The 19,763-nt window shown below is 64.5% G+C and carries 22 protein-coding genes; 13 read left to right on the top strand and 9 right to left on the bottom strand.

Annotation, left to right across the window (positions count from 1 at the left end):
* From KAY22_RS12300 to KAY22_RS12270, 7 genes are all read left to right on the top strand, one after another.
* Positions 1-220 (top strand): hypothetical protein (locus KAY22_RS12300; RefSeq protein WP_296623761.1); only part of this gene is annotated, 220 nt, incomplete at its 5' end.
* A 270-nt stretch (positions 221-490) separates the two neighbouring features.
* Positions 491-784, top strand: coding sequence for an HU family DNA-binding protein (locus KAY22_RS12295; RefSeq protein WP_069336909.1), 294 nt, complete (start codon positions 491-493; stop codon positions 782-784).
* Positions 785-1,011: 227 nt separating this feature from the next.
* Entirely contained in the window at positions 1,012-2,088 is a 1,077-nt protein-coding gene (locus KAY22_RS12290) for a hypothetical protein (RefSeq protein WP_069336908.1), read from the top strand.
* Between the two features lie 151 nt (positions 2,089-2,239).
* Positions 2,240-2,620, top strand: coding sequence for an STAS/SEC14 domain-containing protein (locus KAY22_RS12285; RefSeq protein WP_069336920.1), 381 nt, complete (start codon positions 2,240-2,242; stop codon positions 2,618-2,620).
* Positions 2,621-2,810: 190 nt separating this feature from the next.
* Positions 2,811-3,206: a group III truncated hemoglobin gene (locus KAY22_RS12280; protein WP_069336907.1), complete on the top strand. Its 396-nt coding sequence runs from the start codon at positions 2,811-2,813 to the stop codon at positions 3,204-3,206.
* 27 nt (positions 3,207-3,233) lie between these two features.
* On the top strand, positions 3,234-3,920 hold the full coding sequence (locus KAY22_RS12275; RefSeq protein WP_159367703.1) for an alternative oxidase: 687 nt from the start codon (positions 3,234-3,236) through the stop codon (positions 3,918-3,920).
* Position 3,921: 1 nt separating this feature from the next.
* Positions 3,922-4,194 carry a DUF1971 domain-containing protein gene (locus KAY22_RS12270; RefSeq protein WP_099232202.1) on the top strand — a complete coding sequence of 91 codons (273 nt, stop codon included), beginning with the start codon at positions 3,922-3,924 and terminating at the stop codon, positions 4,192-4,194.
* Here the strand turns inward: KAY22_RS12270 and KAY22_RS27935 are convergent.
* On the bottom strand, positions 4,112-4,528 hold the full coding sequence (locus KAY22_RS27935) for a PilZ domain-containing protein (protein ID WP_366514084.1): 417 nt from the start codon (positions 4,526-4,528) through the stop codon (positions 4,112-4,114). The genes KAY22_RS12270 and KAY22_RS27935 overlap by 83 nt on opposite strands.
* Positions 4,529-4,668: 140 nt before the next feature.
* A protein-coding gene (locus tag KAY22_RS12260) for an IS630 family transposase (RefSeq protein ID WP_159367704.1) occupies positions 4,669-5,615 on the bottom strand; the annotation gives its coding sequence in 2 pieces (ribosomal slippage) (positions 4,669-5,279 and positions 5,279-5,615; 948 coding nt in all).
* A 407-nt stretch (positions 5,616-6,022) separates the two neighbouring features.
* Here KAY22_RS12260 and KAY22_RS12255 point away from each other — a divergent pair.
* From KAY22_RS12255 to KAY22_RS12245, 3 genes are all read left to right on the top strand, one after another.
* Positions 6,023-6,913: a division plane positioning ATPase MipZ gene (locus KAY22_RS12255; protein ID WP_234792246.1), complete on the top strand. Its 891-nt coding sequence runs from the start codon at positions 6,023-6,025 to the stop codon at positions 6,911-6,913.
* 103 nt (positions 6,914-7,016) lie between these two features.
* The gene (locus KAY22_RS12250) at positions 7,017-7,460 is read left to right on the top strand and encodes an ion channel (RefSeq protein WP_021224309.1); all 444 of its coding nucleotides are present in this window, start codon (positions 7,017-7,019) and stop codon (positions 7,458-7,460) included.
* 201 nt (positions 7,461-7,661) lie between these two features.
* Positions 7,662-9,236 carry an MBL fold metallo-hydrolase gene (locus tag KAY22_RS12245; RefSeq protein ID WP_296623762.1) on the top strand — a complete coding sequence of 525 codons (1,575 nt, stop codon included), beginning with the start codon at positions 7,662-7,664 and terminating at the stop codon, positions 9,234-9,236.
* On the opposite strand, the gene KAY22_RS12240 is transcribed toward KAY22_RS12245, so the two are convergent.
* The 5 genes from KAY22_RS12240 to KAY22_RS12220 all read right to left on the bottom strand — a co-directional run bounded on the left by KAY22_RS12240 (position 9,233) and on the right by KAY22_RS12220 (position 14,328).
* The gene (locus KAY22_RS12240; protein WP_069336900.1) at positions 9,233-10,126 is read right to left on the bottom strand and encodes a ribose-phosphate diphosphokinase; all 894 of its coding nucleotides are present in this window, start codon (positions 10,124-10,126) and stop codon (positions 9,233-9,235) included. The genes KAY22_RS12245 and KAY22_RS12240 overlap by 4 nt on opposite strands.
* Entirely contained in the window at positions 10,123-11,610 is a 1,488-nt protein-coding gene (locus KAY22_RS12235) for a thymidine phosphorylase family protein (protein WP_069336899.1), read from the bottom strand. Before KAY22_RS12235 ends, KAY22_RS12240 begins: the two co-directional genes overlap by 4 nt.
* An 8-nt stretch (positions 11,611-11,618) precedes the next feature.
* Positions 11,619-12,836 (bottom strand): L,D-transpeptidase family protein, encoded by a 1,218-nt coding sequence (locus KAY22_RS12230; protein WP_069336898.1) that lies wholly within the window; start codon positions 12,834-12,836, stop codon positions 11,619-11,621.
* A 157-nt stretch (positions 12,837-12,993) separates the two neighbouring features.
* On the bottom strand, positions 12,994-13,632 hold the full coding sequence (locus KAY22_RS12225) for an NAD(P)H-dependent oxidoreductase (protein WP_069336897.1): 639 nt from the start codon (positions 13,630-13,632) through the stop codon (positions 12,994-12,996).
* A 249-nt stretch (positions 13,633-13,881) separates the two neighbouring features.
* Positions 13,882-14,328, bottom strand: coding sequence for an Rrf2 family transcriptional regulator (locus KAY22_RS12220; protein WP_020820434.1), 447 nt, complete (start codon positions 14,326-14,328; stop codon positions 13,882-13,884).
* A gap of 129 nt (positions 14,329-14,457) precedes the next feature.
* Between KAY22_RS12220 and hcp the strand changes: the two genes are divergently transcribed.
* Positions 14,458-16,098: a hydroxylamine reductase gene (hcp, locus tag KAY22_RS12215; RefSeq protein WP_069336896.1), complete on the top strand. Its 1,641-nt coding sequence runs from the start codon at positions 14,458-14,460 to the stop codon at positions 16,096-16,098.
* 58 nt (positions 16,099-16,156) lie between these two features.
* On the opposite strand, the gene KAY22_RS12210 is transcribed toward hcp, so the two are convergent.
* The gene (locus tag KAY22_RS12210) at positions 16,157-17,272 is read right to left on the bottom strand and encodes a LysR family transcriptional regulator (RefSeq protein WP_069336895.1); all 1,116 of its coding nucleotides are present in this window, start codon (positions 17,270-17,272) and stop codon (positions 16,157-16,159) included.
* Positions 17,273-17,500: 228 nt separating this feature from the next.
* Here KAY22_RS12210 and KAY22_RS12205 point away from each other — a divergent pair, with 228 nt between their 5' ends.
* Entirely contained in the window at positions 17,501-18,769 is a 1,269-nt protein-coding gene (locus KAY22_RS12205; protein ID WP_234792244.1) for a GNAT family N-acetyltransferase, read from the top strand.
* Entirely contained in the window at positions 18,766-19,257 is a 492-nt protein-coding gene (locus tag KAY22_RS12200) for a MarR family transcriptional regulator (protein ID WP_069336894.1), read from the top strand. The genes KAY22_RS12205 and KAY22_RS12200 overlap by 4 nt, the downstream gene beginning before the upstream one ends.
* On the opposite strand, the gene KAY22_RS12195 is transcribed toward KAY22_RS12200, so the two are convergent.
* Positions 19,254-19,502: a hypothetical protein gene (locus KAY22_RS12195; RefSeq protein WP_159367705.1), complete on the bottom strand. Its 249-nt coding sequence runs from the start codon at positions 19,500-19,502 to the stop codon at positions 19,254-19,256. The genes KAY22_RS12200 and KAY22_RS12195 overlap by 4 nt on opposite strands.
* Positions 19,503-19,763: the final 261 nt, after the last annotated feature.

Here is a 19,763-nt window from a genome sequence, read left to right as displayed (position 1 = left end):
CTGTTGCTTTGTTGACCGGATCGGATTGTCGGCGCCGCGCCGACAATCCGATCCGGTCAACAAAGCAACAGCGCTGCTCCTCACGGCGTGGCGAGCTTCGCTCGAATCCTTTAGCGAGCTGCCCGGTGATCCAACCTCGCAAGTGCTGAGGAAAGACCAGATACCGTTCCGCCAGGAGCTGTTTTCCTATAGGCCCGGGATGCAAGAGCCAAGGCGATGAACTTTCTTGCGCGGACCTCCATATTCTCGGGCACCCGTATTCACGGCTAAAGTGTCGATCGCGAAGATATAGCTCACGGCGTTGCTTCTGAACCTGAAGCTCCTGCAGACAGATATTGGACCGCTACGGGCAACCTACTGTCACTCGTCTTCGGCATGCGCTTAAGCAGATATATTCTCTTTCTTCCTTATCTGCTACGCGGCAAGGGCGCGCTCATGCGAGGCTGGGCTGCAGCATTTGTTCTTGTCGAATGAAGGGGGAAGTCGGCTGATGGTGCGATCGGATTTGCTCAGGTGCTTGGGTCAGGACAATCCCGAGCTTGCTGCTGCCGATATCGAACGTCTTGTCGACCTGTTCTTCGACGCAATCGCGCGGCAGATGGCTGCCGGTGGGCGTGTCGAGCTGCGCGGGTTCGGCGTCTTCGAAGCGCGGTGGCGCCGCGCGCGTGCGGGCCGAAACCCGAAAAACGGGTCGACCGTCGCGGTGCTTGGCAAGCGTGTTCCCTTCTTCAAGGCGGGTAAGACGCTCCGCGCGCGCTTGAACGGCGATGCGCATGCTGACTGAGCGACGAAGCGCATTTAGGATCGGTTTTCAGCCGATTGTCGCTTGATCGCCATGGCAAAACAGTGACAACGGGCGTCGTTTCTGAGGAAGGCACGCCCCTGCCGCGAGTCCGGAAAACAGAAACACCAGGTGGGGACTGGCCCGACCTGGTGCTCGATATTCCGTGTCGAGGGCGCTTGGCGATGCCAGTGGGGCCGATTCGACTGCTGTTATGGTCTTGCGCGTGAATGGCTGAAAGTCAAGTTCCTTATCCCTATCTCCCGGCGCAAGTGGACGCGATTCGCGCCTCGCTGTCGGAACCGAGGTTCGGCGCCTACCTTTCCAAAGGTGGCAATGACACGGGCTACGCGCTGGCGCTCTACCTCTACAATGCCCGGCTCGCCAAGGCGTTCCTCTATCCGCTGCACGTGGTCGAAGTAACGCTGCGGAACGCGATCGATGGTCTTCTCGTAAGTCGCTACGGCCAGACCTGGCCGCACGAGGCGGCGCTGCGCGATGGGCTCCTGACAGATGCCGGACGAGCGACGCTCGACAAGGCGATCGGACGCGCGGGCGCCGGCGCATCGCGGGGGCAGATTGTCGCGGAACTCACCTTCGACTTCTGGTCGCATTTGCTCCGACCCGAATACCACGCCCTCTGGCGCACGGCGCTCAACATCGTCTTCCCGCATGCGCGGCCGCCGGTCGGCCGGCACGAGGTCCAGGGCCTGGCAAGGTCGATCAACCGGTTTCGCAACAGGGTCGCGCACCATGAGCCGATCCTCGACCAGAATGTGGGTGACCTGCAGGCCAAGATCGTCGAGTTGATCGCCTTGCGTTGCCCGGAAACGGCAGCCTGGACCCGCCACCATACGACCATCGGACAGGTGCTCCGGACGCGGCCGCGAAACGGCCGCGGGCACGGCGAGCTTCTGTCGTCGAAGCTCGCGCCCGAGTTTGTCCCGGCGACGCTCGCCTCGAGCCTCGAGGACGTGATGCGCGCGCTCGATCGCGGCCGTCCGGTTGCGATCTGCCTCGACGATGACGGGCGTCCCGTCGCGGCTTTTTCGGCCCTAGACATTACCCGCTACATTCTGGCCGACGCGGACCGGAATGCCGGCCTGTTTGCGCCGGCCGAGCGGACCGTCGCGGACATGCTCGCCGGGATCGACGCGCCGGCGCGCACGGCGGTCATGCAGGAGGACGAGCCCCTTGCGCTGGCGGTCGATACGCTGCGGCGGCCGCGCGTCGACATCCTGGTCGGGGTTGGGGCTGGCGATGGGCGTCCCACGGGGACGATCATGCGCGCGCATCGGCGCTATTAGCCCATTCGCCCGTCGCGCGGGTGACCGCCGCCAGCTTTATCCATCATCCGGGGCAGCGCTGCGGCCGATCGCGTCACAATTGCTTGAAGCTCATGCGGCCGATCTGCATGCTGGTGACAAAGCGGCATTTGCAAGCAAGGAGGCATGCGTCATGCACAGGGTGATCGAGGCTGGCGATGATGTCATCGCGCTCGAGGTTTCCGGAAAGATCACGGGCGCCGATCTCGACGCCATGATGGACCGGCTCGACCAAGCGATGGCCCATCACGAGAAAATCCATATATTTGTCGAGACGCGCGGCATCGACGGCATCGAGCTCACCGGCCTTCCGGGCTATGTGGCGCGCGCCATGCCCCTTTTCGGCAAGCTGACACGGTTCGGACGCGTGGCGGTCGTTGCCGACCAGACATGGGTGCGGATCGGCACCCGGGTCGAGAGCGCGGTTCTGCCCTTTATCAGCTACAAGACTTTCGAGCCGGCGCAGCGCGAGGAAGCACTCGCCTGGGTCAAGGGCGCGCCTTCCGCGGCCTAGCAGGATGGCTGATCGCGCTCGAGGCAGCGTCGGCCACTCAACGCGCGGCTGTGGGTCGGCGCCTCGCGGCGGTCTCGCAACGGGTCGGAGCGCTTGAGATGCACTGCCATCCGTACAACTCCTAATGATGCACGAGAAATGATCCTTTTATCCGGCGGCTCGACGATCACGTCGCGTTGGAGCTGGTACGGTGCCCGATCTGGAGTTGAACGAAGAAGGTCTCGGCGAGCTCGTCGATGCGTTCTACGCCCGCGTGCGGAAGGATCCGGAACTCGGTCCCATATTCAATGACGCCATTGGCGACTGGCCCGAGCACCTGACGAGGCTGCGTGCCTTCTGGTCCTCGGTCATGACGGGCAGCGGGCGGTACAAGGGCCAACCGGTGCCCGCTCATCTCAAGCATCGCGACCGGCTGTCGCCCGCCTTGTTCGAGCGGTGGCTCGCGCTCTGGGCGCAGACCAGCAACGAGCTGATGAGCCGCGAAGCCGCGGCCGCGCTGCAGGCCAAGGCCGCGCGCATCGCCGAGAGCCTCCAGCTCGCCATGTTCTTCCGGCTGGAGCGCCAGCCGGACCACCATTCCGCCTGAGCCGCGGTTGCAAACAGGATTGAACCAATGACCGAGATTCCCCTCGTCGACCTCAACGTCCATCATGCGCCGCGCGACATGCGCGATCGCGTCGCTCTGGGCTTTACGAAGATGCTTCGCTTCTGCGCCGACACCTTCTTCGCCAAGCGTTATGGCCATCGGGCCATCGTTCTCGAGACGGTGGCGGCCGTGCCCGGCATGGTGGGGGCGACGGTCAATCACCTCAAGTGCCTGCGCCGAATGTGCGACGACAAGGGGTGGATCCGGACGCTCATGGAAGAAGCCGAGAACGAGCGCATGCATCTGATGACCTTCATCGAGGTCGCCAAGCCGACGCTTTTCGAGCGACTGGTGATCCTGGCCGTGCAGTGGGTGTTCTACCTTGCCTTCTTCGCGCTTTATCTGGTGAGCGACCGAACCGCGCACCGGGTGGTCGGCTATTTCGAGGAAGAGGCGGTGATCAGCTACACCCTCTACCTCAAGGAGATCGATGAGGGGCGTAGCGCAAATGTGGCAGCGCCTGCGATCGCGCGGCACTATTGGAAGCTGCCCGAGGGCGCGACACTGCGCGATGTCGTGCTGGTCGTGCGGGCCGATGAGGCACATCACCGCGACGTCAATCATGGGTTCGCGAACGAGCTCGCGGGCTTGGCGCCGGCGGAGACGGTCGCGCCCTATCCCGAGCACGCCGAGCAAATCCGGCTGGCCGCCTGAGATGAGCGCTCCGACGCCCTATCGCTCGACCCCGGTCTTCGATCAGGACACGCTACCGGCCGCGCTCCGCGCCCGCCATACCACCAAGGCGGGCGTCTGGGGCGTGATCCGGGTGCTGGAAGGTGAGCTTCGGCTCACCATCCTCGAGCCGCCATCGGAAGTCGTCATCACGCCCGGCAATCCGGCCGTGATCATGCCGCAGCAGCCGCATCTGGTGACGCCGCTCGGGCCGATGCGGATGCAGGTGGACTTCTACGACGAAGCGCCGAACTAGGCGTCCCCGCCACCGTCACCGCCTCTCGGCGGGGCATATTGCTGAGCCGGCAAAGATGATCAACCAGCGGTTGGTAGAGCGGCGTCTCGAATGCGAGGCCGGCGGCACCATATTCGGACCAGATGACCGTCGCGCAGAGGCCCTCGAAACCTTGCGGTCGAACGACGACGCGCTGGCCTTCAGCGAGGTGGATGCCCATTGCCTCGATGCGGCAGCCGGCGGACGAGAGATCCACCAGCATGACCGGCTCCTTGAGCGTTGACGTCCTGAACTGGGCAGGGTGGCGCAAGGGCTGGCGGCTTTGTCGCCGGCGAGATCTATGAGGCGTCGTCATGGCCGCAACTTGCGCCGGAACGTTTTCGCAAAAGTTGAAGGGCACCGATAAGCCTGTAAAATTATGTAAAGCCAGAAGAGTAAAGCCTCGGAGCGGGCGTGAGCATGATCGATGTTGAACCGGATTAGAGCGGTTTTCGATCAATCTGGGTCATATCCGCACGAACTGAAGTAGTTGGCGCATTCCTTGGGCTGGAAGATGTCGACGAGCTTGCCGATGAGGCTCCACAAGCCGCTGACGGTTCTCTCACCTGCCTTGCGGAGCATGGCCTTGAGGCGGGAGAAGGCCTTCTCAATCGGGTTGAAGTCGGGGCTGTAGGGTGGGAGGAAGCGCAGCGTTGCTCCTGCCGCCTCGATCCGGTCGCGGACTGCGGGACGTTTGTGGCTCGACAGGTTGTCCATGATCACGACGTCGCCTGGCCGCAATTCGGGCACGAGTACCTGCGCCACATATGCTTCAAACCAATCACCGTTGATCGGGCCGTCTAGCACCATCGGCGCGACCATGCCGGTCATGCGTAGGCCGGCGACCAGCGTGGTGGTCTTGCGGTGACCATGCGGGAAGCCCATTCGCAGGCGCTGACCTCTGGCGCAGCGCCCATGACTACGGGTCATGTTCGTGGCAGTCCATGTCTCGTCAATGAAGACCAGGCGTTCCGGATCGAGATCGATCTGGCCGTCAAACCAGTCGTGGCGCTGCCTCAGGACGTCGGGCCGGTCTTGCTCGATGGCATGCCCAGTCTTTTTTTGCGCGTCATGCCCCGCCGCGCGAAAAACCGATGCAGCCCGGCAACCGAGATGGCGAGCCCCTCCTCGACCAAGGCGAGGCGCAGTTCTTCAAGCGAGATGTCCTTGCGCGCTTCCCAGAGGGCGAGAATGTCGGCAGATCGCTCCTCGACACGGCGCGAGCGCATATCTCCGCCTTGAGGTTTGGAGGCAACGCTGCCGGTTCCGCGCTGCTGCGCATGCCACCGGATCGCCGTCGACGGTGCTACGCCGAAACGCGCCGCCGCTGCCCGGCAACTCAGCCCGCCTGCAATCGCAGCCAGAAGCCGAACCCGCAAATCCATCGAGAGAGCGTGACCCATCCATGCCGGCCTCCTTCACCAGCACGGATTCTGAATCAGAAATCACGCGGAGAGGGAATCCCTCATCGATTCAAAGCGGTCGAAAAACGCTCTAACAGTGATCTTGCTATGCGATCCGACCTCTCATCTCACGGATCAACATGGCGGGCCGAAGGCATCCACCTTTACATGTTTTTACAGTGAAGAGGGTTTCTCGAGCGAGCGCGAACTATCCGATTGCGCCATAAGCTTTAGAGTGGGTCTTGGAACGCGGCGCGACGCGCTGCAGTCGGGAGCATGGATTTGATCCTCTATTCGCGCGGCTTCGCATCGGCCGGACGAACAACCGTGGTCACGATGACGAAGCGCTTGCGCCCTGGCGGTCAGGAGACCGCCTATGACAGGGGGGCCGGCAGGAATTTCCGCCCATGAGCGCAGGTCCTCTCCTCACCAGCGCTTCGCGTGTGCGCAACGTCGGCCTCGAAGGCGAGCATCCCGACAATATTGTCGCTGACATCGCCAGGCGCGGGAAGCTGCCAGCACGGATCATCGTCGTCGCCAACGAGAAGGGCGGGGTGGGCAAATCGACGATCGCATTTCACCTGGCGGTCGGCTTGCTCCATCGCGGCCACAGCGTCGCGGCGATCGATCTCGATCGACGACAACAGACCTTGTCCCGCGTCCTGGGCTATCGGGACGGAACGATCTGCCGGCTTAAGGCGCCGCTCAAGAGCCCGAGGCATGCCGTTCTGCAGGTCCCGAGCGGCGCGATGCTATGTCAGGAGATGATGCGCATCGGGTCGGCTTGCGACTACATCGTGATCGACGTGCCGGGGTATGACTCGGCCATCGCCCGCCGTGCTCTGGCGCTGGCTGACATCCTTGTCACGCCGATCAGTTCCAGTTTCGTCGATCTCGACCTCCTGGCCCGCGTGCACCCCCTCACGCTCGACATCGTGTCACCGGGCTGCTTTGCCACGGCGGTGAACGAAATCAGGCAAGCGCGTCTTCGGCAGGGGCTCGGCGGCATCGATTGGATCGTGCTCGAGAACCGCCTCCGGCGCGAAACCAGCCATAACCGTGACCGGGTCGAAGCGGCACTGCGGACTATCGCCCCCGAAGCCGGTTTTCGCATGACCAAGGGCCTTGCCGAGCGAGTCGCCTATCGCGACCTCTTCCTGATGGGGCTGACCCATCTCGATCTTAAGGCATTGCCTGCGCTTCCGTTTCCCAATTCGCGCGTCGTGCAAGAGATCAGGAATCTGGTTGCAACGGTGGAAGAGACGCCGGCGGACCGGCGGTGTCTGGTGAATGCCTGACGGGCACGGCGCCAGCATGTTGTGCTGAAGAGAGGCGCTGTTTCACTGACCCTACGGACTATCACGGATGGCCCGAGAGTGCCCGCGCGTGGAAACGGTCCTCATGAACCTGTCTTTGGAACTTGCGGTCGCCACTGCCTTGGTGGTGCTGACCATCTTCATCCATCTTGGCGGGATCGCGCTTCTCCTCGCGCTGCTCCGCCGTCATCGCGGAAGGCGAACCGTTCGCACGCTCTGGCATGAAGGATTGGGGATCCTGGGCGCGGCCGGCGGCCTGTTCGTTCTCCATGCCCTTGAAATCTGGCTCTATGCAGGCTTCTACATCGCCGTCGAGGCGCTCAGGAGCTTCGAGGCGGCGCTCTACTTTTCAACCTCTTCCTACACGACGGTGGGATATGGGGATGTCGTCCTCGACGAGCGCTGGCGTCTGCTCGGCGCGATCGAGGGAGCGAACGGCCTCATCCTTCTGGGATGGTCGACCGCGTTCTTTGTCGCCATCGTCGGCCGGATCCGCGGGCTTGAGAACGAGGTTCAGGCGCTGCCATGAAGGTAAAAACGCGCTGGCTTGCAACCGCCCTGCGCCTTTGCTCATGAAGGAAGGCGCGGGTTTCACAATCAGACCCTTGCAGCTCGGCCCGCCGCTCGGGGCGGGAATGCATTGGCTCAAGATCAATCAAGAGGGAAACAGGTGACCCATCAGCTCACGATGAAGTTCCACGGTGCGGCAGGCACTGTCACCGGCTCATGCATGGAGCTCGCGCTAGGCGCCCGCTCGATCCTGGTCGATTGCGGTCTGTTCCAAGGCTCGCGCAGTCTCGAGGCGCTCAACCTCGGCAGCTTCGGGTTCGATCCGCGGAGGATCGACGCGGTGATTCTGACCCATGCGCATATCGATCATTGCGGCCTTCTCCCCAAGCTTGCGGCCCAGGGCTATGAGGGTGCGATCTGGTGCACACAGGCCACGAGCGACCTTCTCGAATTCATGCTGGCCGATGCCGGCAGGATCCAGGAATATGAGGCGGAGCGCCGGAACCGACGGCGCGACCGCGCCGGCGACGCGCTGTTCGAACCTCTCTACACCGAAGAAGATGCGATCAGCGCGTGGCGGCTTTCTCGTCCGGTCGCGCTCGGGAACTGGTTCGAACCCGCCCCCGGGTTCAAGGCCAGGCTCTGGAACGCGGGCCATATTCTCGGCTCAGCCTCGGTGGAGCTCTATGCCGGCGGGGCACATATCCTCTTGTCGGGCGATCTCGGGCCCGACAACAAGGCGTTCCACGCCGATCCCGCCGCGCCCAAGGGCCTCGATCACGTCGTCTGCGAAGCCACATACGGCAATCGCGCGCGCGAGAAGCTCACGATCGACGAGCGCCGCGCGCAGCTCGAAGGGGTGGTCAAGGAAGCCATCGCGCGCGGCGGCAACCTCGTCATCCCGAGCTTCGCGCTCGAGCGGACACAGGAGCTGCTCCTCGACCTTGCGCGACTTTCGGACGCTAACCGCATCCCGAACGTGCCGATCTTCGTCGACCCGCCGTTGGCGAGCCGGGCAATCAAGGTCTTCTCGAGTCATATCGACGAGATGGAGGATGTCGACGGTCGCGACATCTTCCGCCATCCGAGCATCCGTTACGTCGAGGACAGCCTGGAATCGATGCGCCTCAACACCGTTTCGGGGGCGATCATCCTGGCCGCGTCGGGCATGTGCGAAGCCGGGCGCATCCGCCATCACCTCAAGCACAATCTGTTCAGGCGGGAGTCGACTGTCCTCTTCGTCGGTTTCCAGGCCGAAGGAACGCTTGGCCGCGTCATTCTGGACGGCGCGCAACGAGTACGGATCTCCGGCGAGGACGTGAATGTGCGCGCGCAAATCCGCCGCATCGACAGCTATTCCGCGCATGCGGACCGCGACGAGCTGCACGACTGGATCCGCGACAGAGGCAAGCTTGGTGGCAGCCTGTTCCTTTCGCATGGCGAGGGCCAGGCGGTAGAAGGGCTCCGCGCGCTCGTACAGGGCGACGACCCGGCCGCCAGCGTCATCGCGCCGCAGATGGGCGAGCGGTTTGCGCTTCCGCCAGGCGCGCCAGCCAAGCGGCTCGAGACCGGCCGCGTCGATCTCAACCAGCTGGCGGGCGAGGATTGGCAGAACGACTATGCCGACTTCATCACCAACCTGAAGCGCAACCTCTATTCGATCAAAAGCGCGCGGGCGCGCCGCGAAGCGCTCGACGACATGCGCCGCGTCCTCGACAGCTACAATGCGTTACGCGAGGAACGTAAGGCGCGCGCGTCCGCCGGCGCGAAGCCGTCGGGAAGACAAGAACGCTAGGGCAGGCAAAGCAGGTTGCGAGCTTCCAGCGCGTCCGCGAGCAGGGGCGCGAGATGCACCTGATTCGTGCGGTGAGGAATGCTGTCGCTGCTCGCCAGGCGCTCGATCCCGCTTGCCGTCAGTCGCGCGAGGTCCTGGTCCGATGCGAGACAATGAGTGACGATCGCCTCGACGCGGGCGGCACCCGCTGAGAGCAGCAGCTTCGCGGTCTCGACCAATGTGTGACCGCTCGAGACAAGGTCGTCGACGAGGATGACCCGGCGCCCTCGGGCGCGTTCCGCGCCGTCTAGCGCGAGCGATACGGATCGGTCGCCATGCCGCTGCTTCGTCCCGACCAGCATGTCGAGATCGAGCGGCTCGGCAATCGTCCGGGTCCACTGCAGCGATTCGCTGTCGGGGCCGACGATTAGCGGATTGTCGTCACGACCAACGAGCTCCGCCAGGAGCGGCGCGGCCGAAAGAGCAACGGCGGGTATGCCCGGCACCGCGTCGCTCAGGCTCGAAATACGGTGCAGGTGCGGATCGACGGTGAGCAGAGCGTCGAAATGGCTGGCGAGGAGCCCCCCGATAACTCTCTGGCTCACCGCCTCGCCGGCGCGGAACGCCTGGTCCTGCCGCATATAGGCGAGATATGGCGCAACCAGGACGACGCGCCGGGCGCCAAGCTCGCGGGCGGCCGAAGCGGCGAGGAGCAGTTCGACGAGCTTGGCGTCGGGATCGTCGAGCGAACGGTGAAGGATCACCACGGGGGCGGCGGCCGGCACGCGCACAAGGGCCTCGTGATCGGGGAAGCGGCGCACTTCAACGGCCGCCGCTTCAATGCCAAGCGCGTGGGCAAGTCGTTCGGCTGCCTCCAGGCTTTCGGAAAACCCGAGTACGAGCGCGTTCATCGCACAATCTCGTAGCCGGCGTCTTCCCTTGCCAGGTCATGGGCGAAGCCAAGCCCGGTCGCCGATTGGGCGTGGATCCGATAAAGAGCCTGGCCTTTGCGCACTTCGGCGCCGACCTTGCATATGAGGTCGATGCCGGCGCCCTTGTCCATGGGCGCTCCGGCAAGCCGGGCGATACGCGCGATCCGGTGGCAGTCGATCGCGATGACACGGCCGTCGCGGGGGGCACAGATTTCCTGGATGTGCGCGCCCGGCTTGAATTCCGCGGGCTGTCGGCCCTGGGCAGCGATCAGCCGCTCCATGGCCTCCAGTGCCGCCCCCGAGGCGAGCAGCTCGAGCGCACGGGCGAACCCCCGCCCCCCTTTGAGCGCCGGATCGAAATCGAGGACACGCCCCGCCAGCATCAAGGCATGATCGCGCAAATCTTCCGGCGCATCGGCGTCGTTGCGTAACACGGCCATTACGTCGCGGGCTTCGAGCACGGGTCCAATGCCCCGGCCGATGGGCTGCGAGCCGTCGGTCAGCACGATGTCGATGACGAGCCCCAGCTTGTCGGCGACGTGCTCGAACAGCTTGCGCAGCCGTACCGCTTCACTTTGCGAGCGGACCTTGGCGGTAGGACCAACGGGGATGTCGAGCACGAGATGGGTGGACCCCGCCGCCAGCTTCTTCGACAAGATCGACGCGACCATCTGTTCGAACGTGTCGATGCGCAAGGGCCGTTCGACCGAGATCAGCACATCGTCCGCGGGAGAGAGGTTCACGCGCCCGCCCCAGGCGAGCACCGCCTTCTCGCGCGAGACGATCGCGCGCAGCTCGTCTTCGCGCAGATCGACATTGGCGAGCACTTCCATCGTGTCCGCCGTGCCGGAAGGGGATGTGATCGCGCGCGAGGAGGTCTTGGGGATGATGAGGCCATGAGCGGCGACGATCGGCACGACGATCATCGACGTGCGGTTCCCGGGAATGCCGCCAATGCAATGCTTGTCGACGACGAGCGGCGCGTGCCAGTCGAGCCGGTTGCCGACGGCCGCCATCGCGCGGGTCATGGCGAGCGTTTCCTCGGTGCTCATGAAGCCGGCGCAGGCAACCAGAAAGGCCCCGATCTCCATCGGTGAATAGCGGTGGCCGGCGACATCACGAATGATGGCGGCGATCTCGCTTTCATCGAGCGTGTCGCCGTCGATCTTGCGCCGGACCGATTCGAGGCTCGCGGGAACGGGCGCCTGCTCGATCGAGACCGCAGCCCCCTCAGGCAATCCAAGGCGGCGAAAGGCCTGCTCGCCGAGGCCGATTTCACCAGCCTCGACAAGGGCAGGCTCGTCGACCAGAGCCAGGGTCGCCAATATCTCGGCGCTCTCGCCCGTGATGCGGATCTTGCGCAGCGCCTGAAATTGTTCGGCCGAGTAGCCATTACCCTGCCGCGGCAGAAAAGCGGTATTCTCAGGATGGGTGTCTATCGCCAGGCGTCGGATCTTCAGCATGGCCGGCCTCAAACCCTTTCGGGCCGCATGCGATCAAAGTCCTGCGGCGTGATCTGCCGCTTCGCGGGTACCGTCTGCAAGGGGCAGCGACCTTGCGCGTCAGGTGTGGCAGCGCCCCGATCGCGGCGATAGATGTCGGGAAAGTAGCGCACGCCGCCAAGGCTATCGGGTTCGGCGGTGAAATAGGTGATATAGACCGGCAGAGCAGCGGGCAGCATCGCGCTCTGCGTGCGGCCGGAGCCCACGACTGTGTCGACCCTGGCACGGTCCCATCCAGGGCCGAGCAGGGTTGCAGCGAGTCCGAGGGCATCGCCCACGCGCACGCAGCCATGGCTATAGGCCCTGACCTCCTTTTCGAACAGCGCCTGGGCAGGGGTGTCATGAAGATAGACGTTGAACCTGTTGGGCATGACGAGCTTCATGCGCCCCAAGGCGTTCTGGGGTCCGGGACGCTGGCGGTAGCGCCCGTTCTCGCGCACATAACCGCGTCGCGCCGCCTCGGCGGGATTGTGAGCGACAAGACGGGCGATCCCCTCGGCGGCGATGCTCGGGGGGATTTCCCACCAGGGATTGAAGATGACGCCGGTGACCCTGGCTTGGAACACAGGTGTCGGCGACCCCGTCTTGCCGACAACGACCCGCCACCGGCCGGCCAGCTTGCCGTCCTCCCACAGGCTTGCCTCGAAAGCGGCGGTGTTCACCAGCAGGTAGCGCGCCCCGAGTTGCCGCGGCATCCACCGCCATCGGTCGAGATTTGCGGCAAGGATGGCCCGGCGGTTGGCGTCCCTCTCTTGCGCATAGGCCTGCGACAGCGCGTGGTAAAAGGGATGGGAAGGCCGTGTCGTACGGAAGAGATCGTCGAGCCGATCCTGGGCGAGCGCTGTGGACACGCTGGCGCGAGGATCGGGCCAGGCGGACGGCTCGGCTATGTGCCAGTTCGAGCGCAGCGCGGCATTGCAGCAGCCATTGCGGTGCGCTTGCAGAAGCCGGACGGCGGAGGCAGTCGCGAGTTCATCGCGGCGGGCGTCGTCGCCACGGTTGACCGCGGCTTGCAGCGCCGGAAGGCCGACCGCCGCGGCTCCGAGGCCTTCGGCGTCCGCCGCTTTCATCCAATGGATCAGGCGCTCCGTCTGCGCCTCCGTCCATTGCGGCTCGGAAGCTGCGAAAGTGAAGCTGGGGGCAAATATCAGGAGGAGGAGGAGGAGTATGGAGAAAGTGCGCTTCATGCGTCCGCCATGTGCGAAACCGGGCGAAGGAGACCATGCGGAATGTTACGAGGGTGAGCAATGGTTGAGTAACACGGGGCTCGCCGGGAAGTCGCGAAACCAGGGCCCACCGCCGTGCGCCGATATTTTAGCGAGGCGTGCAGAGCCGACGCGCGAGCTAGCGGCTTTGTGCCTGCGCCCAGCGCGCCGCGTTAGCGTCGGCGCAGATGCGGTCCGCCGTTTGCCGGACCTTTTCGAGTTCCATCGCGCCGCGATCGGCGGACATGCCGTCCACGATATTGTCGAGGGCAAGTCTGTAGGCGCGCTCGGCGCCGAGAACGTCCGAAAGATATCGGTCGAACAGCGTATGCATGGCGCTTTCTACTCCCTTCTCGGCCAGCCAGGCGCTGCTTGTCGAGGAAGTCGAGATCTGTACGAGCCGTGTGCCGTTCAGCGGACGCTCGTGGGGCTCGTCCCCGACATAGCGCGCGGCGTTGCCGAGCACCCGCTCGAGATAACCCTTGAGCATGGCGGGCATGGAGCCGAACCACATCGGATAGACCAGCACGAGGACGTCGGTTCGAGCGAGCCGGTCGCACTCGGCAAGAATCTCGGGGGGCGGGGCATAATCAGGCTTGCCCGGCCGTTCGTTCGCCTTGAGGATCGGGTCGAAGCCTTCCGCATAGAGGTCGAGCACCGTGCCGGTCTGATGATGCTTCTGCGCACGTTCCAGCCAGCACCGCGCCACGCTGGCGCAAAAGCTGTCCTGATCCGGATGGGCCAGAACGATTGTGTGGTCGACGGCGGGTGGGGCCATTGTCACGCTCCTCGCTGAATTTCACATCCTGTTGCCACGGCATTGCGCGCGGTTGTCCTTGCCATCGCGTGGATCAATTCCTCGACGACACGCGTAGGACGATCGGGCCGCAAGCGTTCGAACTGAAGATCGATCCTTCCTCCGCAATCGGCTAGCGCAAAAACGATTACTCGCTACCCGCTCAAACCTGCCAGGGGCTGTTGAGTTTCCAAGACGATCGCCAAAGAAGACCGGATCGCAGCCGGTTCGTCAGGCCGATAGTGAGGCGAGTTCACCGGTCAACTTCGCAGGACCGGCCCGCTCTGTCGTTGCCTGCGGCAAAATGTCCGCAAGGCTGTATCTCTCCAGCGTGCGGCGGAAGGCCCGTCCCGCCTCGTCGAGCACGGCAGGAAGACCGCAGCGCCGGCGGAGCCGGCAATCCGAACATTCGACAAGCGCGCATTGCGGCTCGGTCGTGCGGAGAACTTCGCCAAGATTGATGAGGGCGGGCTCGCGCGCGAGGCGGACCCCGCCGCCGCGGCCGCGCGTCGCTTCCACGATCCCTGCTCGCGCGAGCCGATTGACGACCTTCATCAGATGTGTGCGCGAGATCGCCTGAGCCTGCGCCACCTGCGCGATCTGCGTGCGCTCGTCTCCCCGGCCGGCGAGATCGATCAGCAGGCGAAAGGCATAGTCGGTGTGGCGGGTCAGTTGCATGCGAAATGGCCGTTGAGGACCGCATCGTTATGCCATCTTATCCGCGTCGCTGTTTTGATTCTGATCAAATTCAACTTTGCGAGTCGGGTCTAAGCGGAATTGTACATTCCACTTATCGAGAGGTATCCGATGTATTGCGTTCAATGCGAACAGTCGAACAAGGGTGGCTGCGCGGTCAAGGTCGGGTCCTGCGGCAAGACCGCCACTGTCGCCGATCTCCAGGACGTGCTGCTGCGCGTGATGCAGGGCGTGTCCGCGGTCGCCGCCCGCGCGGCGGACAAGGGCGTCCGCGACGCCGAAGTCGATGCCTTCACGCCCCATGCCTGGTTCACCACGCTCACCAACGTCAATTTCGACGAAGCGCGTTTCCTGAAGCTGATCGCGACGGCGCTGCGCATGCGGGAAAAAATCCATGCGGCGGCGATGGCTGCCGGCGCTGACCTCTCAGACCTGCCTGAGCCCGCGACGTGGGAGCCTGGCGCGACACTGGCCGAGCTTTCGGCGGCGGCACCGATGGCCAGCATCCAGCGTTTCGTCGACCGCGACGGGCCCTCGATCGTCGGCCTGCGCGATCTGATCCTCTACGGGCTCAAGGGCACGGCGGCATACAGCGAACATGCGCGCGTTCTCGGCACTGAAGAAGCCGAGGTGGTTGCCGAATTCCATCGTATCTCCGCCTTTCTCGCCACCGATCCAACGGACGTCGACGCGCTGCTGCGCGAGGCCCTGGCGATCGGCGCGCTCAACCTGAAGGTCATGGAGCTTCTCGACGCGGCCAACACCGGCCGCTTCGGGCATCCGGAGATCTCGAGCGTGCGCATGACCCCGAAAGCGGGCAAGGCGCTTCTGGTGTCGGGGCACGACCTCGGCGACCTCGAGATGATCCTGCAGCAGACCGAGGGCAAGGGCGTCAACGTCTATACGCACGGCGAGATGTTGCCGGCGAACGCCTATCCCGGGCTCAAGCGCTATCCGCACCTGGCGGGGAACTACGGCGGGGCATGGCAGGATCAGCAGAAGGACTTCGCGGCGTTCCCTGGCGCCATCGTCATGACGTCGAACTGCCTCATCAATCCGGAGATTCGCGGCTATGCCGATCGGCTGTTCACCGCGGGGCCGGTGGGCTGGGCCGGCGTGCGCCACATTGTCGATCATGACTTCTCGCCGGCGGTTGCACGGGCGCTGGAACTGCCGGGCTTTGCCGAAGATGCGCCGGAAGAAGTGATCACCGCGGGTTTCGCGCGCAACACCGTCATGGGCGTAGCCGACACGCTGCTCGGAATGATCGGGCGGGGTGAGGTGAAGAATCTCTTCCTGATCGGCGGATGCGATGGGGCGCGTCCGGGCCGCAACTATTTCCACGACCTCGCCATGGCGACGCCGCAGGACAGCCTTATCCTGACGCTCGGCTGCGGGAAGTTCCGCTTCAACCGCGAAGAGCTGGGCAACATCGCCGGCGTGCCGCGTGTGCTCGACATGGGTCAGTGCAACGATGCCTATTCGGCGATCCAGGTGGCCGTAGCGGTCGCCAATGCGCTTGGCTGCGGGGTCAACGACCTGCCGCTCCACTACGCCATCAGCTGGTTCGAGCAGAAGGCGACCGCCGTCCTGCTGACGATGCTGCACCTCGGGATCAGAAAGATCCATCTCGGCCCGACCTTGCCGCAGTTCCTGACGCCGGAGGTTCTCGAAGTGCTGGTGGAGAAGTTCGACATCCGGCCGACCGGCGAAGTGGCGAGCGACCTCGACCGCATGCTGAAGGCAGCCTGAGCAATGCTGTCGCCCCCGCATCGCGGACCATGCGGGGGCGACATCCTGGCGGAGATATTCAAGTCTCGTCGGCGTTCATCGCATCGATGAAGCCTTCAAACAGGCTGATGACCTTCTGTGAGGACAGTATGTCCTCGAAGTCGCTGGGATGGACGAACTGGTCCCGGAACCACGGGTAGAGCTCACCGGAAAAGCATTGCTGCAGCCAGGCGAGCGCCAGCCTCACTTCCGGGACGGCTTCGCGCGCCGGGTTGATGACGCATAGGATCTCGCGGCGCAGCTGCAGGTTTATGTCGAGCGGCTTCACCCTGCGGCTGACGGCGCGAGCGTAGGTCGGCAATATGCCGATGCCGCCGCCGCCGGCGATAGCGCGGAAATGGGCGGAGCTGCTGTTGGTCCTTATGCCGATAGGCCCGTCTATGTCGGTGGTGCCGAGAAAATAGGGTAGCAGGTGCGAGGCGACCTGGTCGGCCTCCTGCCAGACAAGTCTGTGACGCGGCCAGTCATCGACGGAACGGGGCATGCCGGCGTCGCTGAGATAGCGCTCCGATGCGAAAGGCATGAGGTGCAGGCAGCCGAGCCGGCGGCAGATCGTCGTATTTCCCTCGCTGGGGTGCTCGAGCTGAATGGCGATATCGCACTCCCCGCCGGCCACGTCGCTGCGCTGCATGTCGCAGTGGAGAACGACATCGATTTCGGGGTTTGCATTCTGGAAGTCGACCAGCCTCGGCATCAACCAGTATGTGCCAAGACCTTCGGTTACCGCGATGCGCACGCAGTCCCGGGTGCCGGAGGCCGTTTGTTCCTGCTCCAGAAACTGACGGGAGCGGCGCATCTCGCGAGCTACGTTCAGGAGCCGATCGCCCGATGAGGTGAGCTGCAATCCGGCGGGATCGCGGTGCGCGATGATATCGCCGAGCTTGTCCTCGATGCGCGCGAGCCTGCGCCGGATCGTGCCGACGGCGTGGCCGGTCTTCGCCGCTCCGGCGCGCAGGCTGCCGGCTTCCGCGACTTCGAGGAACAGCTCCAGGTCCTGCCAGTCGATGCGGCGCAGCCTGTCCTGAAAGCTTGTCGCGCTGCGCCGCGCGGCTGAGCGAACCGGCGGTGCGGCGGGATTGGCGGGAAGGGCTCTTGTCCGGGATGCAGCGTCGATCGGCTTCTTGCGTGACGTCATCAATCGCCTACCCCGCCTCCGCTCCAATTATCGATTGTCCTATCTCATTCCATTTGTCGCTGGCGGCAACAACTTAATCGCTTCGAAACGGATGTTTGTGCGCTCAGGCTTCCAGCCATCGCTCGCGGGGTGTGTTCATAATGCTCCCGCCCGGGCGCGCGATGAGATCGCCACGAGACGAAGCGCCTCCAATATTTGGGAAACCCTTCAGACGCGGAAGGGAACACCATGTATCACGAGACGATCGGAGCAGAAGCTGTCGAGGGCTATGGTCCCATGGCCTTTACGGTGCGCATGATGAAGGCCGTTGCCGGGACAGGCGAGCTCCCGACCAGCCGGGCCGCAGGGATCGGGGAGGCGTTGCGCGCCTTGGCGATAGCCCGCGAACATGTCCATGGCCTGGTCCCCGACGAGATCGTCGCGCGCGCGCTGGCCCACAACCGCGAGATCATCCAGTTCGTCGAGGCTCCGGGTGCGCGACCCGACTGCCAGGCGTTCCTGGCTTTCCTGCCGCTCACAGCTAAGGGCGCCAAAGCGCTTGTGGAAGGGCGGTTCAATGCCAGCGATCCCGACCTGTCGCTGGTCTGCCGGCCGGGCGAGCAGCCGAGCGCCATCTACATCTGGCTCATCTTCGCGCCGCACGCGCTTGTTCCCGCGCTCCGCGCGCTCGCTCCCCTGCTGGGCCGGCTCGCCCCCCAGGGCTGCCCGCTCTTCGCGCGGGCAGCGACAGGTCACACTGCCCGGCTGTTTCCGCGGATGGGTTTCGCCCCGGCGCGCAGCCACTACGAGGCGGCCGGTGCCGACCTGCTCGTGCTGCCGCCGCGCTCGGGCTGCCCCGCCTTCGAGGTGACACCGGCCGACAGGGCGTCGGGACAGATTGCGGTGCGGGTCGCGCGAACGATGGAGGACATGATGAAGTGCTTCTCGGTGCGGGCGGCAACCTACATGTCGGAGCAGGAGTGCCCGTCCGATGAGGAATTCGACGGCAATGACTTTTGCGCCACGCATTTCATCGGAGAGATCGACGGCGAGCCTGCTGGTTGTCTCCGGGTGCGCTACTTTGCCGACTTCGTCAAATTGGAGCGCCTTGCCGTACGGAAGGAATTTCGCACGTCGCGGCTGTCGTTCAGGCTGGTGCGCGAAGCGCTGACCTATTGCCGGCGCAAGGGGTATGGCCGCGCCTATGGTCACTCGCGCAGCGACCTGACGCGTTTCTGGGGGCTCTTCGGGTTCAAGGCTGTCCCGGGCCGACCCAGCTTCGTCTTCTCCGATGTGGAATATGTCGAATTGGAGGCGGCGCTTGCGCCGGAGGATGCGCGGTTGGACATCGGCGAGGATCCTTATGTGCTGATCCGCCCGGAAGGCGAGTGGGACCGGCCTGGACCGCTCGACCGCTCGAGGTGCCGCGCGCCATTGCGTCAACCCGGCCCTCGGCCGAACCGGCGCCGCGAGGAGAGCGATCATCCCCAATTGCAGTCCGGAGGAGCGGCCGCATGAGCGAGGAGGCCTCCAAACATCATGGGAGAGACAGGTTCTTTGGTAACGAAGGCGGCGACAGTCGGGCCGATCCGGCAGCAGAGCCACAGCCGGAGGCCTTCACGGCGCTAAGCCAGACGCCGGGGACGCCTCCGCCCGGCGCCGAACTGGCGGCCTGGCTGTTCATGGCGCGCCGCTTGCGCGAGGAGGTGCTGGGCGCGCACCTCTTCTCCGATCCCGCTTGGGACATCCTGCTCGACGTCTATGCGGCCGATGCGCGGGGAGAGAAGATCCAGATCAGCAGCCTGTCGCCGATGAGCAATGTCCCGTCCAGCACCGCGCGGCGCTGGGCGCACAAGCTGATCGAGCTGGGCTTGCTTGAGCGCGAGCGTGACGAACGGGACCACAGGCTGACCTATATCCGGCTGAGCGGAGAAGGGCGCTGGCGCATCATGACCTTCATCGGCCGGCTGACGGCGAAAGGGCCGCCGCCGCCGATCGTGCGCTAGCTCTCCTGCGCGCCGTCTGTCTGCTGCATTCGCCGGGGACGGTCGCGAGGGCCGACGGACGACCTGGCGCGAAGCGAATGCCGGGGCGAAAGCGAGGGAAGGGGCGCAGCGATCGAGCCCGATCGCAGCTCACGCTTCGCGCGCTGAACGGCGCGTTCGATATAGGCGGCGCTATCACTGTCGCCGCGATCCATCTTGTCGAGCAGGCGTAGCGCTTCCTCGAGCCGCCGGACGACGGCGATCATGTGTCTGTGCGTGTCTGACCCTGCCTTCATCCCGTGCCTGTCACCGTCTTCCGCCGATCGTCGGGAGGTCCCGATGCCCCCGCGTGGGACGCGGGAGCCGGGGCTGGTAACATGCGAAACGACATGCGCCTGCGCTTGTGGCTTAGCTGCTGCCCGGCCTTCGACGCGAGGGTATCCTTTGTTGACCAGATGTTGGCAAGAAAGGAGTCGGTCATGTCGAAGAAGATCGTGGTGCCGTCCTATTTGGCGGCGATGGATCGA

It is taken from the genome of Rhizorhabdus sp. (assembly GCF_018006725.1).
GTDB lineage: Bacteria > Pseudomonadota > Alphaproteobacteria > Sphingomonadales > Sphingomonadaceae > Rhizorhabdus.
This window is presented reverse-complemented; position numbering and strand designations above follow the sequence as displayed.